Origin of the sequence: Paracoccus sp. R12_2 (assembly GCF_017744015.1) — a bacterium.
Classification (GTDB): Bacteria; Pseudomonadota; Alphaproteobacteria; order Rhodobacterales; family Rhodobacteraceae; genus Paracoccus.
This window is the reverse complement of sequence record NZ_JAGHRA010000001.1, coordinates 426,111-442,141: the sequence shown is the minus strand read 5'-3', so window position 1 is coordinate 442,141 and position 16,031 is coordinate 426,111. Positions and strand designations below refer to the sequence as shown.

The window sequence follows — 16,031 nt, the reverse complement described above, 5'->3', positions numbered from 1 at the left end:
GTCCGGTCCCTGCCCCTGCGCGCTTCAGGTCACTTGACCTGCTGGCCGTTCGCAAAGATCGAGCCGTCTTCGCGGAAGTCCAGCTCGGTCTTCAGGGTGTTCGGATCACCTTCCGCCGGACGGGCGAACATGGCGATCATCATGCGCGCGCCCATCACCTGTTCCTGCGGGACCACACCCATCGACACCAGCGTGTCCAGCAGCGTGTTGATGCCCGCAAAGCTGCCCTCGACCTTGCCGACCGGTTGCTCGGCGCCTTCGGGAATGGTCAGATCGCCGGTGACATCGGCCTTCGCACCCACCGCGTCCAGCGTGAACTGGTTGATCCGCACGGTCTCGGGCCGCAGCGGCGAGGGCATCGGCGGAACGTCCGCGGGTGCTGCTGCGCCGTCTTCGGCGTCCGGTGCCGCCTCGGCCTGCTGCTGCGCTTGTGCCTGCGCTTCCGCCGCCTCTTCCATCCGCTGCGCCATCGCCGGATCCAGAAGATCTTCGCTGACCTTTGCCATGCCTTCGATGTCGATGGTCAGGCTGGCCGGATCGCGCGGCAGTTGGCCGTTCGGATCGAACAGGTTCCAGATCCCGTCCGCAAGCGTCAGACCGGCCAGCGCATAGTCGAACTTGAAGGGTTGGGATTCGTCCGACTTCGAGATCGGCAGGGTCAGGCCGCCCGCGGCGCTTTCAACGGCATAGCTGATCGGGAACGGCAGATCCGCGATGTTCATCTCGGCCCGGGTGCCCTTGGCGCTGCCACGATAGATCAGCGCATCGCGGGACATGACGACCGACAATTCGCTGCTGTCCGAGCCGAAGGTGGCGTCGCCCGATTTCTGCACGCCTTCGGCATCGGTGCCCGAGAATTCGGCGCTGCCGGTCATCGGGCCCATCGCGAAGTTGCCGTCGATGCGCAGCCCGTCCTTCAACGCGACATGCAGGTTGTCGGTCATGTCCATCTGGCCGGACGGCGTCTTCATGCGCCCCGTCATGGTCAGCCCGTCAACCACGCTCCGGGCGCTGAGGCTGCCCGCCGACGCGCCGTCTTGATCGTCGGCGGCAACATCCGTCATCTCGATCGCCAGATCCAGATTGCCTGCTGTCATGTCGTAGGTGGTGTCGGTGCCGTCGGCGGCCTTGGTGTTGCGATAGGTTCCGGCGACATCTGCAAGGCTGATCCGCAACGGCATGTCCTGTGCCGCCCCGGCATCCTCCGGCTGTGCGCCGAAACGTGCGGCAAGCGTCAGCTCGGGATAGCTCATCTCGTGCAGCATGTCATCGGCGCTGCCCGAAGACAGCATCTCGTTGCCGGGCATGGTCATCAGGAACTGCATGTTGGTGTCGTCCTGATCGGGCATTTCGGCGACCGCCTCGCCGGTGATCTCGCCTTCGATGACCGTCCGCACCTTCGCGTCGCCGGTCTGACGCAGAACGATGCCCGGAATGGCAAAGCTGACATCGCTGGTTTCACCATCGACCGAGACGGTCACGTCTGACAGGCTCAGCGTATCGCCTGCCTCGTCACGGCTGCCGACCGTCACCTCGTAGCCCATGTCGGTATAGGATCTGGCCAGGTCATCCCAGACCTGCGCGGGGGTCACCTCTGTCAGGCCGGGCGATGCGGCGGCAATCAGCGCCACGGCCGAGGTTGCAAGCGAACGAAACATGCCGGATACCTTTCGAAATGCCAGTAAACTGCCGAATGTCTGACACAGCGGCGCGCCAAGGGAAAGGGAACATTCCGTGATCCGAAACGAACGGCGCGGCGGTCTGACGCTGTTGGTGATCGACCGGCCCGACAAGGCCAATTCCCTGACCGAGGCGATGCTGCGCGATCTGACTGCCGCGCTGGATGACGCCGCCGCCGATCCCGAAAGCCGGGCGTTGATCCTGACCGGGACCGGCAGGGTCTTCTCGGCCGGGGCCGATCTGGACGAAGCAAAAGCCGGGTTGGCGAAGTCGCCCGAATGGGAAAGGCTGTCGGCGCGGATGGCGACGATGCCCTGCCTGACCATCGCCGCGCTGAACGGCACGCTGGCGGGCGGTGCGTTCGGCATGGTGCTGGCCTGTGACCTGCGGATCGCCGTGCCTGACGCGAAGTTCTTCTATCCGGTCATGAAGCTGGGATTCCTGCCACAACCCAGCGACCCGCGCCGCCTGACACAGCTTGTCGGTCCGTCGCGCGCGCGGATGATCCTGATGGCCGGCGAAAGGATCGAGGCGCCCGAGGCACTGTCATGGGGCCTGATCGACCGCATCGTGCGGCCGACCGATCTGATGCGCCATGCCGAGGCGCTGGTCGCCGACTGTCTGGCGGCCACGCCCGATCACGTCACCGCCATCAAGGCGATGGCAGGTCAGAGATAGGCAGATTCCTTGCCGAAGTGACGGCACAGCAGGTAATAGACCACGGCGCGATACTTGTTCCGGTTGGACCGACCATATGCGTCGATCACCGCATTGATACCTTCCATCAGGTTCGGGCCGTCAGGCAGGCCAAGCTTCTTCATCAGATAGCTGGACTTGATCCGCTCAAGCTCGGCGTCGTCGCTGGAAGCGACGGTCGAGGCGTCGTCGTCATAGATCGACGGCCCGCAACCGATCGTCACCTTTGTCAGCAGGTCCATGTCGGGCGCCTGTCCCAGCTTGTCCTGAATATCGGCCGCGTATTTCGCGATCAGATCGTCGCGCTTTCCCATGTCCCATGTCCCCCGGACCTGTTTTCAATGGTTGAAAGAATGCTGGGCAAGGGCATTTTTATCAAGTCCGCAGTTCTGCCCATGCTCAGCGCGCGAACCCGCTGATCCCGGGCAGCCACGTGGACAGCGCCGGAACGAAGGTCAGGATCAACAGCGCCGCGATGGCGGCCACGAAGAATGGCGGCAATTCGCGGATCAGTTCGGACGGACGCTGCCGGGTGGCCGAGGCGACGACGAAGATCAGCCCACCGACCGGGGGCGTCATCAGGCCGAAGGTCAGGTTGACGATCACCACGATGGCGAAATGATCGGCGGCGATCCCAAGGCTGTGCGCGATGGGGGCAAGGATCGGCACAAGGATCATCACCCCCGGCAGCGGGTCCATGAACATGCCGAAAACCAGCAGAAGCAGGTTGACCATCAAGAGAAAGGCGATGGGCGACAGGTTCATCGCGATCACCGCGTCGGCCATGGCCTGCGGCACGCCCTCGATGATCAGCACCCAGGCAAAGGCCCGCGCCGCAGCCAGGATCATCAGCACGGCGACCGACATGATGCCCGCCCGCCAGAACGCGCCCCACAGATCCCGCAGCGTGAACCCGCGATAGATGACCGCGCTGACGACGATCGCGTATCCCACCGCGATCACCGAAGCCTCGGTCGGGGTGAAGACGCCGCCCCGGATGCCGCCAACGATCAGCACCACAAGGGCCAGCGCGGGCAGCGCCGCGACCGTGTTGCGGACCATCTGGCGCAGATGCGGCCGCGCCTCGGCGCTGCGATATCCGCGCTTGCGGCTGATCCACCAGTTGACCCCGGCCATTACCAGCGAAATCAGCAGCCCCGGCAGGATACCCGCCATGAACAGCGATCCGACCGACACGTTCCGGTCCTGCAGAGCATAGATGATCATGGTGATCGAGGGCGGAATGATCGGACCCACGACCGATGTCGCGATGGTCAGCGCCCCGGCATAGGCACGGTCATAGCCGCCCTTTTCCATCATCCGCACCATCATCGCGCCCGGCCCGGCTGCGTCGGCCAGTGCCGATCCCGAAATCCCCGCAAACAGCGTCGAGGTCAGCACGTTGGCATAGCCCAGCCCGCCGCGCAGGTGACCCACGAACTGCGAGGCAAAGCGCAGCAGCATCGCAGAGATCGCGCCCGTTGACATGATCTCTGCGGCAAGGATGAAGAACGGCACTGCCAGCAGGGGAAAGCTGTCCAGCCCGGTGAACATCTCCTTCACGACGACGACCAGCGGATAATGTCCGCCAAGGCCAACGGCGGCAAATGCGGCCAGCGCCAGCGCAAAGGCGACCGGCACGCCGATCAGCATCAGGATCAGGAACGCCGCGATCAGGATCTCAACCACGAACGGCCTCGTCGGTTGCCTGTTCCGTCGCCTGGAATCCGGCCCGCAGATAGCGTGGCGCGACAAGCGCAAGATGCAGGATCATCAGCGCGAACCCCGTGGGCATGGCCGCATAGACCCATTTCATCGGCAGCCGCAGCGCGGCGGATTTCTGGATCGCCATGCGGCTCATATAGTCAATGCCGACCCACACCATGAACGCGAAGAAGAAGAACAGGATCAGCAGGATCAGCCAGCGCAGCCCACGCTGCGCGGGGCCGGGCAGCGCCTCTTGCGCGTTGGCGATGGCGACATGCGCGCCCTCGCGCAGGGCAAGGCCGCTGCCCAGAAATGTCAGCCAGATCATCGTATAGCGCGCTACTTCGTCAGCCCACGGCAGCGCGCCCGCCCACAGATAGCGGGCGGCCACGTTCCAGCCCACCACCACCGCCATCAACGCAAGTCCCGCGATGACGGCGGTGCCGTTCAGGATGACGAATGCGCGTTCGATACGGCGCATCGTGCCGTTATTCGGCGGCCTGGATACGGTCCATCAGTTCCTTGCCGAACTGGGCCTCGTAATCCTTGTAGGGCTCGGCCAGCGCGTCGCGGAATGCCGCCTTTTCCTCGGGCGACAGCTCGTTGACCTCCATCCCCTGTTCTTTCAGCGTGGCCACGCCGGACGCCTCGACATCGTCCACATAGCCGCGCATCGCGGTGACTGCGTCGGCGGCGGCCTGATCGAATGCGGCCTTCTGGTCGTCGTCCAGCTGACCCCACAGCGCGGGCGAGATCAGGATGACCGCCGGCGAATAGACATGCCCATCAAGCGTCAGGTATTTCTGAACCTCGCTCAGCTTGGCCGAAACGATCACCGACAACGGGTTTTCCTGCCCGTCGATCGCACCTTGCTGCAGCGCGCCGATCACCTCGGGCCATGCCATCGGGGTCGGTGCCGCGCCAAGCGCCTTGAACGCCTCGATGTGAACCGGGTTCTCCATCGTGCGGATCTTCAGACCCTCGGTGTCGGCGGGCGTCTGGATCGCGCCGCGATTATTGGTGATGTGACGGAAGCCCTGTTCGCCCCATGCCAGCGCGTGCAGACCGGCGTCATCAAATTTTGCCAGCATGTCCTGACCGATCTCGCCGTCCAGGACCTTCCGCGCGTGATCAAGGCTGGTAAACAGGAATGGCACGTCGAAGACGCCGACCTGGGGCACGAAGTTCGACAGCGTGCCGGTCGAAACGATGGTCATCTCGACGGTGCCAAGCTGAATGCCTTCGACCACTTCCCGTTCGCCGCCCAGACCCGATGACGGGAAATGGCGGAACGTGAACTGGTCGCCCAAGCTGCCTTTCAGCGATTCCTCGAACGCCTTGGCGGCCACGCCGTAATGACTATCCTCGGCCAGCGCGTAGCCGATCTTGATCTCTTGCGCGGCTGCGGGCGCGGCGACGGCCGCACCGATCAGCGCGGCGGCATACAGGTGCTTCATCTGGTTTCCTCCCTCGTTTCGGGCAGAGTTTGCGCGACATGCAGGTAAAGCGCAATGACCCGGAACCCGCCTCCCTTGGCGTTTCTGGGTCGGGAACGTGTTCCGAAAATTATAAATCCGGCAATATGGGCCGGAACAAATTCCCGGTTTGCGGCTTTTCTGGAACGGATCCGTTCCATCTCTTGCGGCCAGCCCTTCGACGCTGTTCTTATTTTGCAGGCCCTGCCCCGCGCAGGTTGTCGCATCTGGTTCAAGGCCGCATCTAGTGGGCGAAGATTTAAAGGAGTTTCCCATGCGCAAGACGATCCTGACAGCGATCCTCGCCCTGACCACCGCCCTGCCCGCGGCAGCCGAGACGATCCGCGTCGGCATGTCCGGCGGCTATTTTCCGTTCACCTTCACCCGAACCGACGAATTGCAGGGCTTCGAGGTGGATTTCCTGAACGCCATCGGCGCCGAGACGGGCGATGATGTCGAATTCGTCACCATGTCCTTTTCCGGACTTATCGGCGCGCTGGAATCGGGCCGGATCGACACGATCGCCAATCAGATCACCATCACCCCGGATCGTGAGGCGAAATTCGCGTTCACCCAGCCCTATGTCTATGACGGTGCGCAGGTTGTCGTGAAAGCCGGGAACGAAGACCAGATCACTGGCCCGGAAAGCCTTAAAGACAAATCGGTGGCGGTCAATCTGGGCTCGAATTTCGAAGAGTTGCTGCGCAACCTGCCCTATGCCGACCAGATCGACATCCGCACCTATGAAAGCAATATCGAACAGGACACCGCGCTGGGTCGCGTCGATGCCTTCGTGATGGACCGCGTATCCTCGGCGCAGGTGATCGCGAAAAGCCCGCTGCCGCTGGCACTGGCCGGAAAGCCCTTCGACGAGATCCGGAACGCCCTGCCGTTTCGCAACGACGAGGCCGGGCAAGCCCTGCGCGACAAGGTCGATGCCGCGATCACGACGCTGAAGGAAAACGGCAAGCTGGCCGAGATCTCGCAGAAATGGCTGGATGCCGATGTGACGCAACCGGCTGACGGCGAATAATGCGCCCGCTGGACATCGCCTATATGTGGGATCTGGTGCCGGTGATCGCCGGGTATGTTCCCCTGACCCTGTTCATGGCGGTCATCTCGATGATCGCCGCGCTGGTTCTGGCTGCGATCCTTGCCATCGTGAGGGTTCTTCGCGTGCCGATCCTGGACCGGGTCGTGGCGGTGTTCATCAGCTTTTTCAGGGGGACTCCGCTGCTGGTGCAGTTGTTCCTGTTCTATTACGGGCTGCCCCAGATGCTGAGCTTTCTGACCAGCATCAATGGCGTGACCGCCGCGATCTTCGGGCTGACGATGCATTTTTCGGCCTATATGGCCGAAAGCATCCGCGGCGCGATCCTTGGCGTCGATCGCAGCCAGTGGGAGGCGGCGCAGTCCATCGGCATGACCCAGGGCCAGTTGCTGCGGCGGATCATTCTGCCGCAGGCCGCCCGCGTGGCGGCGCCGACGCTGATGAACTATTTCATCGACATGATCAAAGGCACTTCATTGGCGTTCACCCTTGGCGTGACCGAGATGATGGGTGCCGCGCAGAAAGAGGCTGCCGGCAGCTTCCTCTATCTCGAGGCGTTTCTGGTCGTCGCGCTGTTCTACTGGGCCATCGTCGAGGTGCTGTCGGTGGGTCAGCGCCGGATGGAAGCGCATCTTGGAAAGGCGGTGGCGCGATGAGTTGCGAAATCGACGTCAGCGGGCTGGTCAAGCGGTTCGGAGCCAACACCGTTCTGGACGGGATAGACCTGTGCCTGAAACCGGGCGAGCGCGTGGCGATCATCGGCCCTTCGGGCACCGGCAAATCGACCTTGCTGCGCTGCCTGAACTATCTGGACCGGCCGGATCAGGGAAAAATCGCCATCGGCGATCTGACGGTCGATGCCGCCAAGGCCGGCAACGCCCAGATCCTTGCACTGCGCCGGCGGACGGGGTTCGTTTTTCAAGGCTATGCGCTGTTTGCCAACATGACGGCGCGCCAGAACATCATGGAGGGTCTGACGACCGTTCGCGGTTGGTCGAAGGAAAAGGCACAGGATCGCGCCGACCAGATCCTGACCCAGATCGGTCTGGGCGATCGCGGCGACAGCTATCCATCAGGCCTGTCGGGCGGACAGCAGCAACGCGTGGGGATCGGGCGTGCGATGGCGCTGGACGCCGATCTGATGCTGTTTGATGAACCGACCAGCGCCCTTGATCCCGAATGGGTGGGCGAGGTTCTGGACCTGATCCGGAAGATTGCGGATGGGCGGCAGACGATGCTGATCGTGACGCACGAGATGCAGTTTGCGCGTGAAATCGCGGACCGCGTCGTGTTCATGGAAGGTGGACGGATCGTTGAACAGGGGCCGCCCGGCCAGATCTTCGGCAATGCCCAGGACGATCGCACGCGCAGCTTCCTGCGGCGCGTGGGTTAATCAGTTCAGGCCTGCGGTCTGGTAATAAACCTCGACATCCTTTTCCGGATGATAGCCGATCCCCGAGGCGATGATGCAGCTTGTCTGGTCAGCGCGCGGCGCCACCAGGGTCCATGTGCCCATCTGGTCGGACGCCCATAGCTGCGTGCCGGCATGCGACGAATCGACGGGCTGTTCGGCGAAGTCGTGCTGCAATGTCTGGCGGATCTCGGGGTTGTCGGCACAGTAAGGTTGATCACCCAGCGCCATGTCCGATGTCGGCATGTCCTGCGCCTGATCCAGCAGTTCCGGCACGTCGATGCCCTGCATGGCCGACCAGCTTTGCACCGGCTGATCGGCGCGTGATACGGCAAGGGCCGGCGCTGCGGTCAGCAGTGCAAGGCTGCCGGCAATCGTCAGGCGTGCGATACGGTTTGCGATGCGGGCCATGGTTCAGACCTTTCCCTTTGTCATCGTTCGACCAGAAAACGCATCGGCGCGGGGCGAAGTTCCTGCGAACGGCAAGGTTGGCGGCCAACCGTCATCGTCGATGGCCGCAAGAAAGACGTTTCCGCTATCATGCGCCCTCTCGAAAAGTCGGATATTCTGCCCTAGTGAATGAAACACGGCGAACAGCGTGCGGGGAACGGCCATGGCGATGCTTCTTGGGGATGTGGGCGGAACGAATGCCCGACTGGCGATCGCACGGAATCAGGTGATCGACGAGGAAACCGTGACCCGGTTTCGCGGCGACGATTTCACCAGTTTCGACGACGTGGTGCGCCGCTTTCTGCAGGAACAGGACCAGCCGCGCATCACGTCGGTCTGCATCGCGGTCGCAGGACCGGTCAGCGGCGGCAAGGCGCAACTGACAAACCGCGATTGGGATTTCGACGAGGACCGCCTGGCCCGGCTGACCGATGCCGATCAGGTCCGGCTGATCAACGATCTGACCGCGCTGGGTTACGCAACCCCTGCCCTTCATGGCGACGGGGTCGCGATGCTGCGCGACGCACCAGAGGATCGTGCCCGCAACGGACAGGCGCTGGTAGTCGGACTGGGCACCGGCTTCAATGTCTGCGCGGTGCGCGTCCTGCAGGGCGGCGCGATCACGGCGCTGGAGGCGGAAGAGGGTCACACCAATCTTCCCGCCAATATCTATCAACGTCTTGTGCGCCTGCTGGGGGACGACGCGGCAACGCAGTTCACCTCGACCGAGGAAACCTTTGCGGGGCGCGGTCTGTCGCGCCTGCATGCCGCCCGCACCGGAACAGACCCGATCCGCAGCGAGGACATCGCCCGCGCCGCAGCCGCCGGCGATGCGCAGGCCATCGAGACCTATGACCTGTTCACCGAGATGGTCGGACAGCTTTGTCGTGAACTGGCGCTGCGGTTCATGCCGCTTGAGGGGTTGTTCCTCGCCGGCAGCGTCGGGCGCAGCATTGCCGACCGAGTCGATATTTTCCAGCGCGGCTTTCTGGACGATCCCTTTATGCGCCATATCCCCGAGAATACGCCGATCTTCCTGATCCGCGACGACATGGCGGCGCTGCACGGCTGTCTTGCCGCTTTGTCGTAAGCGCCACACATCGGCGAAAGGTGGTGGTTTGCCTGCCATTCCCGAATGAATTGCTGGAATTCACGCCTCATTCCTGTTCAACTCGCTGCAAAGCGAGCATGGCAGGGCAGGAATGATGCGGGCTTATCTTCGGGCGGGACTGATCGTGTCTACGGCCCTCGGTTTTGCCGGAATGGCGCTGGGGCAGTCGTCGTCTCCGTTTTCGGGGCTGTTTGGCGGCAGCAGCGAGGCCGAAGGCCCGGTGTCGCTGGATATCCGCGTCCAGGGCGACGACGGCGATCTGAAGAAAACCATACGAAACACCTCTTTGGTGGCGGGTGCCCTGCAGGAAGGGCGCACCACCGGACAGGACGTGCTGGCCGCCGCGCGCGCCGACTATGCCCGGATCCTTGGCGCACTTTACGACGAAGGCCATTATTCGGCGCTGATCTACATCACGCTTGATGGGGTCGAGGCTGCCGAGATTGCGCCGCTGGACGCGCCCTCGGTCGTGAATGCGGTCGTTGTCACGGTCGATCCGGGACCGGTGTTCAAGTTCTCGCGTGCCCAGATCGCGCCCGTCGCCCCCGAAAGCGATATCCCAAGCGAATATGCCAGGGGCGAGACAGGCGGCACCGGCACGATCAAGTCGGCGGCGCTTGCGGGCGTCGAAGGCTGGCGAAACTACGGTCACGCCAAGGCTGACGTCGGCGGGCAAGAGATTGTCGCAGATCACGATGTCAACACGATCGACAGCCGGATCGCGCTGGCGCCCGGTCCCGCCGTCACCTTCGGCAAGCTCAGCATTTCCGGCTATGACCGCATGAACCCGCGGCGCCTGCGCAAGATCGCGGGGTTCCCCGAAGGCCAGGCTTTCGACCCCGAGGATCTTGAAACGGTGCGCAAGCGTCTTCGGCGCACCGGCGTGTTTTCGGCGATCACGCTGGAAGAGGCAGAGTATCTGAATGCCAACGACACGCTTGATGTCGATCTGACGGTGGTTGAACAGAAGCCGCGCCGCATCGGTGCCGGATTCGAGATATCGACCACCGATGGCGCACAGGTTTCGGCCTACTGGATGCATCGCAATCTGCTTGGCGGCGGCGAACGGCTGCGCATCGATGCGGAAATGTCCGATATCGGGTCCGACACCAGCGGTCGGGACGAAGAATTGACGCTGCGCATCGACCGGCCGGCCACGATCACACCCGACACGACGGCCTATATCGAGACGAAACTCGCCCGGATGCGCGAAGAGGATTACGATTCGGACTCGGGCAGCATCGCGTTGGGTTTCAACCACATCTTCAGCGACCGCCTGACCGCCGATCTTGCGATCCAGTATTTCCAGTCCAGGGTGAACGATCAGGGAGAAACCAGCGATTTCAAGGCGCTGGCATTCCCGATGGACGTGACCTGGGACCGCCGGGACGAGCCGACGGACGCCAAGCGGGGCTATTACCTCAGCGCAGAGGCGACGCCCTTCAAGGGGTTCGATGACACCGATTCCGGGGCGCGGCTTCTGGGCGAGGGGCGCGCCTATCATTCGATGGGCGAGGATGACAGGTTCACCCTGGCCGGACGCGCCCGGATCGGCACGATTCTGGGCAGCGAGATCCAGAACACGCCACGCGAGTATCTGTTCTTCTCGGGCGGTGGCGGCACGGTGCGCGGGCAATCCTATCAGTCGCTTGGCGTGAACGAGATCGTCGGCCCCGACGGGCCGATCAAGACCGGCGGGATGAGCGTGGCCAATGCCAGTGCCGAGTTCCGCTTTCAGGTGCGCGAGAAGATCGGGCTGGTTCTGTTCGCCGATTATGGCCGTGTCTGGACCGAAGATGCGTGGGGCGGTGTCAGTCGCTGGCATGCCGGGGCAGGGGCAGGGGTGCGCTATGCGACGCCCATCGGGCCGTTGCGCTTCGACATCGGCGCGCCGGTCGGAAACGGCGACACCGACGATGGCGTGCAGCTTTATCTGGGATTGGGGCAGGCATTCTGATGCGCAGACTGGTCACGATATTCTTTGCAGTGCTGTTCCCGGCCATCGTGCTGGCGCAAAGCGCGGCCGATATCTCGGAAGAGGTTGATGACGATCGTGGATTCCTGACACGACTTCTGGAAAAGAACCTGTCGGGCACCGGTCGGCAGGTGACGATCGACGGGTTTCAAGGCGCGCTGTCGTCGCGTGCGACCTTTGACCGGATGACGATTGCGGACACCGAGGGGGTCTGGCTGACGCTGCAGGACGGCGCGATCCAGTGGAACCGGGCCGCGTTGCTGCGCGGCCGGGTCAGCATCGCGGAACTGTCGGCGGCGGAAATCCTGCTGCCGCGTCTGCCTGCGGCCGGCGGGGATGCCCCCAAGGCCGAGGCGACCGAGTTTGCCCTGCCCGAACTGCCGGTATCGATCAACATTGAACAGATCGACGCCGAACGGGTCGAACTGGGCGCGCCGGTGATCGGTGTCGAAGCCGCCATCAGCCTGTCCGGCAGCATGAGCCTTGCCGGTGGCGAAGGCGATGTCGACCTGACCATCGACCGGCTCGACGGACCGCGCGGCGAATTCGTCCTGGACGCGGGATACGCGAACGAAACCAAGGTTTTGCGTCTGAACCTGTCTCTGGACGAGGCGGCGGATGGGCTGCTGGTCAACCTGGTCGACCTGTACGACAGACCCTCGGTTTCCGCGCAGATCACTGGCGAGGGCGCGGTTCAGGACTTCACCGCCGATATCAGCCTCGCGACGAATGGCCAGCCCCGTGTCACCGGGCAGGCCAGCGCGAATGCCGCGCCGGGCGAGGACGGCAGTCCGGGAACGGCGTTCCGGCTGGAACTGGGGGGTGATGTGGCAACGCTGCTGCCGCCCGAGGATCGGACGTTCTTCGGTCAGAACACCCAGCTTCTGGCACGCGGCTGGCGCGGCGAGGATGGCCGGATCGACCTTCCGGAACTGAAGATCGACACCGAGGCGCTGTCCGTTGCAGGTTCGATGGCGACCAACGCGCAATCGGCGCCGCAGAATCTGGATCTTCAGATCCTTCTGGGTCGCGACGCGAATGCCACCCAGATACCGGTGGCGTTGCCGGGCGCAGACAATGCCACGGTGGAATCCGGCAAGCTGGATCTGCATTTCGATGCGGCCGAGGGGCAGGGCTGGACGCTGACCGGTCGGGTCGGCGAACTGGATCAGGGGGACATGCGGATCGGTGCGCTTACCTTGGACGGCTCGGGCGAGATCGCCACCCAGAACGGAGCCCTTGCCGGGGTCACCGGGCAGATCGATTTCGGCGGCCGACAGCTTGGATTCGACGATCCCGCGATGGCGCAGGCCGTCGGCGAGCAGGTCGAGGGCAGGGCGAATTTCGATTTCACACCCGGCCATGCGTTCGAGGTTCAGGAACTGACGCTTGACGGCACGGATTACGGGCTGTCGGGCTATTTCCTGCTGTCGGGCCTGTCGGGCGGGTTCCTGCTGTCTGTGGATGTCGATGCGGGCTATGACGATCTGGGCCGTCTGTCGGCGCTGGCCGGACGGGACATTACCGGCGCCGCGGACCTTTCCGCCAGCGGCTATTACAGGGTCCTGAACCGCAGTTTCGATTTGCAGGCCGAGGTCACCGGAACCGACATCGCCCTGAACCAGCCCCAGCTTGACCGACTGCTGGAGGGTGACTCGAAGATCCGGCTTGGGGCACGTCGCGACGAAGCCGGAATCGAGATCACCCGGTTTTCCGTCGATGCGCAGGGTCTGACCGCCGAGGCGCAGGGGTATCTGAACAGCCTGTCCAGCGACGTGACCGCGCAGATTTCGATGCCGTCCCTGGAATCGGCGGATCCCGCCTATGCCGGTTCGTTGCAGGCCGAGGCAAAACTGAACGGTGCTAGCGGGCAACGCAGGCTGAGCGTCAGTGGCGAAGCCGACGACCTGAGGATTGGCATCGAGGCACTGGACAACGCGCTTCAGGGCCGCACGAACCTTGCGGTGATCGCGGGTCAGACCCAGGACGGTGCCTATCAGCTTGAGACATTCCAACTGGCCAATCCCCAGTTGAAGGCCGAGGGCGAAGGCAGTTTTGCCGCCGGTGCGCTGGATGCGACAGCCCAGTTCGAGCTGTTCGATCTGGGCGCGATCCGCCCTGACTGGTCCGGCGATTTCCAGGCTCGTGCGAAGCTGTCCGAACAGGACGGCACGCGTTTCGTCGATCTGACCGGAACGGGACAGAATCTCAGCCTTGGGCAACAGAACGTCGATGGCGCGCTGACCGGCACCACCCGCCTGACGGTACAGGCCGAGGAGAAATCGGGCGTCATCACCCTGCGGGACGTGGAATTGACCAACGATCAGCTGGAAGTGACGGCTGATGGCACCTATGGCGAGGGGGTTACCGATATCGCCGCGACCATCGACGCGCGATCACTGGCATTCATGGGCCCCGGCTGGCGTGGTGCGGTGAATGTAGATGGCAGTTTCCGCGAGGCGGGTGACGGGGTGCGCAGGCTGCAGCTTGCCGGAACGGGCCGGGACCTGGCGTTCGGGCAGGCCCAGATCGACGGTGCGCTGGCGGGCGAGACGCGCCTGCAGGTGACTGCGACTGAAAGCGACGGTGTCTTCACGATCGAACAGGCACAGGTCGAGAACCCGCGCCTGACCGGCAGCGCGACCGGCAAGGTCGGTGGCGGCCAGACGGATCTGAGCGCGACCCTGAACGCCGGCGACCTGCGATTCCTGGGCAACGGGATCAACGGCGCGGTGCGTGCCGATGCGCGGCTGGTGGAAGAAAACGATCTGCGCCGGATTACTGCGCGGGGCACGGCCAGCGGCCTGTCCGTCGGGCAGCCAAAGGTCGATCCGCTGCTGCGGGGCCAGACGAATTTCGATCTGGCGGCCACGCAATCGGCCAGCGGGCTGTCGATCCAGCGCGTCGATATCACGAACCCGCAACTGCGGGTTGATGCCAGCGGTGATACGGCCAGCGGCCTGAACGTGCAGGCCCGGCTGAACGACCTTGGACAGATTCAGCCGCAACTGCCCGGACCCGCGACGGTGAACGGCACCATCCGCGAGGCTGGCGCGAACTTCGTGGTCGATCTGGCAGCGACTGCACCCGGTCAGACCAATATCCGGGTCTCAGGCTCGGCGGCGCGCAACTTTTCGACGACCGATCTGTCGATCAGCGGAACCAGCAATGCCTCGATCGCCAACGGGTTTGTCCGCACCCGCACGATCGAGGGACCGCTGCGGCTGGACCTGACCCTTCAGGGACCGCCGGGATTGCAGGCGCTTGGCGGTCAGGTCGTCCTGCAGGGCGGCGAATTGTCCGAACCGGGACTGGGATTGCGGCTTGAGCAGATGAATGTCACGGCCGGATTCCAGCGCGGCAGCATAAATATTGACGCCGCGGCCAATGTCGCCGCGGGCGGCCGGATCACGGTTCGCGGTCCCCTCGATCTTGCCGGCGGAAATGTTGATCTGGATGTGCGGCTGGATCGCGTCGTGGCGCGCGATCCGAACCTGTACCAGACCGAGATAAGTGGGCAGGTCGGCTTTGCGGGGCAGATGCAGGCGGGGCCGCTGATCTCTGGCCGCATCACGCTGGGCGAAACCGAGATCCGCATTCCCTCGACCGGGATGGGCGGCGCCAAGTCGATACCCGAGATACGTCATGTGGACGATACGCGCCCGATGCGGGCCACGCGCGCCAAGGCCGGACTGGAAGAATATCCCAGCGCGGCATCTCGCGATGCCGGAATGGGCGGACCGGCTTCGACCCCGCCGGCGAACCCGCCGCGTCTGGATCTGCAGATCAACGCCCCGAACCGGATCTTCATCCGGGGCCGTGGCGTCGATGCGGAAATGGGCGGGGAATTGCAGGTTCAGGGCACCACCCGCAACGTCGTGCCGATCGGGCATTTCCAACTGATCCGCGGGCGGGTCGATCTTCTGGGCAAACGCTTCGATCTGACCGAGGGGCTGGTCGAGCTGCAAGGCAGCATGATGCCTGTGATCCGGCTTGTCGCACAGACCAGTCAGGATGGCGTCACGACCCGCATCATCATCGACGGCGAGGCGCGCGACCCCGAAATCAGTTTCGAATCCTCGCCCGAGATGCCCGAGGAAGAGGTTCTGTCACAATTGCTGTTCGGGCGTGGTCTGGACAATATCAGTCCGCTGCAGGCCGCACAGCTTGCAAACGCGCTGGCGGTTCTTGCCGGACGTGGCGGCGAGGGGATCGTGGGCCGGTTGCGCAACCAGGTCGGGCTGGATGATCTTGACCTGCAGACCGACGATGACGGCAACGTGCAGGTTCGCGCCGGGAAATATCTGTCAGAGAATGTCTATACCGATGTCTCGGTCGGCGATGATGGAAAAAGCACGATCAATCTCAATCTCGACATCTCCGAGACGCTGCGCGCGCGCGGTTCGGTCGGCAGCGATGGCGACAACACCTTGGGCATCTATTTCGAGCGCGACTACTGATCAGGGATTTCGGAT

The 16,031-nt window shown here is 63.7% G+C and carries 14 protein-coding genes; 7 read left to right on the top strand and 7 right to left on the bottom strand.

The annotated features are described in order from the left end of the window. Positions 1–29 precede the first annotated feature (29 nt). Positions 30–1,658, bottom strand: coding sequence for a DUF2125 domain-containing protein (locus J7359_RS02050; protein WP_209054848.1), 1,629 nt, complete (start codon positions 1,656–1,658; stop codon positions 30–32). A 76-nt stretch (positions 1,659–1,734) separates the two neighbouring features. On the opposite strand from J7359_RS02050, the gene J7359_RS02045 reads away from it, so the two are divergent. Next, complete coding sequence (locus J7359_RS02045; protein WP_209054847.1) at positions 1,735–2,358, top strand: enoyl-CoA hydratase/isomerase family protein; 624 nt, start codon at positions 1,735–1,737, stop codon at positions 2,356–2,358. On the opposite strand, the gene J7359_RS02040 is transcribed toward J7359_RS02045, so the two are convergent. The 4 genes from J7359_RS02040 to J7359_RS02025 all read right to left on the bottom strand — a co-directional run bounded on the left by J7359_RS02040 (position 2,349) and on the right by J7359_RS02025 (position 5,540). Next, on the bottom strand, positions 2,349–2,690 hold the full coding sequence (locus J7359_RS02040) for a DUF2853 family protein (protein WP_209054846.1): 342 nt from the start codon (positions 2,688–2,690) through the stop codon (positions 2,349–2,351). The two genes, J7359_RS02045 and J7359_RS02040, sit on opposite strands and share 10 nt — an antisense overlap. Positions 2,691–2,775: 85 nt before the next feature. Continuing rightward, the gene (locus J7359_RS02035; protein WP_209054845.1) at positions 2,776–4,065 is read right to left on the bottom strand and encodes a TRAP transporter large permease; all 1,290 of its coding nucleotides are present in this window, start codon (positions 4,063–4,065) and stop codon (positions 2,776–2,778) included. Then, the gene (locus J7359_RS02030; RefSeq protein ID WP_209054844.1) at positions 4,058–4,564 is read right to left on the bottom strand and encodes a TRAP transporter small permease; all 507 of its coding nucleotides are present in this window, start codon (positions 4,562–4,564) and stop codon (positions 4,058–4,060) included. Before J7359_RS02030 ends, J7359_RS02035 begins: the two co-directional genes overlap by 8 nt. 7 nt (positions 4,565–4,571) lie before the next feature. Further along, positions 4,572–5,540: a TRAP transporter substrate-binding protein gene (locus J7359_RS02025; RefSeq protein ID WP_209054843.1), complete on the bottom strand. Its 969-nt coding sequence runs from the start codon at positions 5,538–5,540 to the stop codon at positions 4,572–4,574. Positions 5,541–5,832: 292 nt separating this feature from the next. Between J7359_RS02025 and J7359_RS02020 the strand changes: the two genes are divergently transcribed. The 3 genes from J7359_RS02020 to J7359_RS02010 are packed head-to-tail and all read left to right on the top strand — an operon-like array spanning position 5,833 to position 8,002. After that, positions 5,833–6,591, top strand: a complete 759-nt coding sequence (locus tag J7359_RS02020; RefSeq protein ID WP_209054842.1) for an amino acid ABC transporter substrate-binding protein — start codon at positions 5,833–5,835, stop codon at positions 6,589–6,591. Beyond that, positions 6,591–7,265, top strand: a complete 675-nt coding sequence (locus J7359_RS02015; protein WP_209054841.1) for an amino acid ABC transporter permease — start codon at positions 6,591–6,593, stop codon at positions 7,263–7,265. The genes J7359_RS02020 and J7359_RS02015 overlap by 1 nt, the downstream gene beginning before the upstream one ends. Continuing rightward, the gene (locus J7359_RS02010) at positions 7,262–8,002 is read left to right on the top strand and encodes an amino acid ABC transporter ATP-binding protein (RefSeq protein ID WP_209054840.1); all 741 of its coding nucleotides are present in this window, start codon (positions 7,262–7,264) and stop codon (positions 8,000–8,002) included. Before J7359_RS02015 ends, J7359_RS02010 begins: the two co-directional genes overlap by 4 nt. Here J7359_RS02010 and J7359_RS02005 read toward each other — a convergent pair whose 3' ends face one another. Both J7359_RS02005 and J7359_RS02000 read right to left on the bottom strand, forming a co-directional pair. Continuing rightward, positions 8,003–8,431 (bottom strand): hypothetical protein, encoded by a 429-nt coding sequence (locus tag J7359_RS02005; protein WP_209054839.1) that lies wholly within the window; start codon positions 8,429–8,431, stop codon positions 8,003–8,005. A gap of 3 nt (positions 8,432–8,434) precedes the next feature. Then, on the bottom strand, positions 8,435–8,635 hold the full coding sequence (locus J7359_RS02000) for a hypothetical protein (protein ID WP_209054838.1): 201 nt from the start codon (positions 8,633–8,635) through the stop codon (positions 8,435–8,437). Between J7359_RS02000 and J7359_RS01995 the strand changes: the two genes are divergently transcribed. The 3 genes from J7359_RS01995 (at position 8,634) to J7359_RS01985 (ending at position 16,016) form a co-directional block, all read left to right on the top strand. Beyond that, positions 8,634–9,560: an ROK family protein gene (locus tag J7359_RS01995; protein ID WP_209054837.1), complete on the top strand. Its 927-nt coding sequence runs from the start codon at positions 8,634–8,636 to the stop codon at positions 9,558–9,560. The two genes, J7359_RS02000 and J7359_RS01995, sit on opposite strands and share 2 nt — an antisense overlap. 115 nt (positions 9,561–9,675) lie before the next feature. Then, the gene (locus J7359_RS01990) at positions 9,676–11,538 is read left to right on the top strand and encodes an autotransporter assembly complex family protein (protein ID WP_209054836.1); all 1,863 of its coding nucleotides are present in this window, start codon (positions 9,676–9,678) and stop codon (positions 11,536–11,538) included. After that, positions 11,538–16,016, top strand: coding sequence for a translocation/assembly module TamB domain-containing protein (locus tag J7359_RS01985; protein ID WP_209054835.1), 4,479 nt, complete (start codon positions 11,538–11,540; stop codon positions 16,014–16,016). Before J7359_RS01990 ends, J7359_RS01985 begins: the two co-directional genes overlap by 1 nt. Positions 16,017–16,031 lie beyond the last annotated feature (15 nt).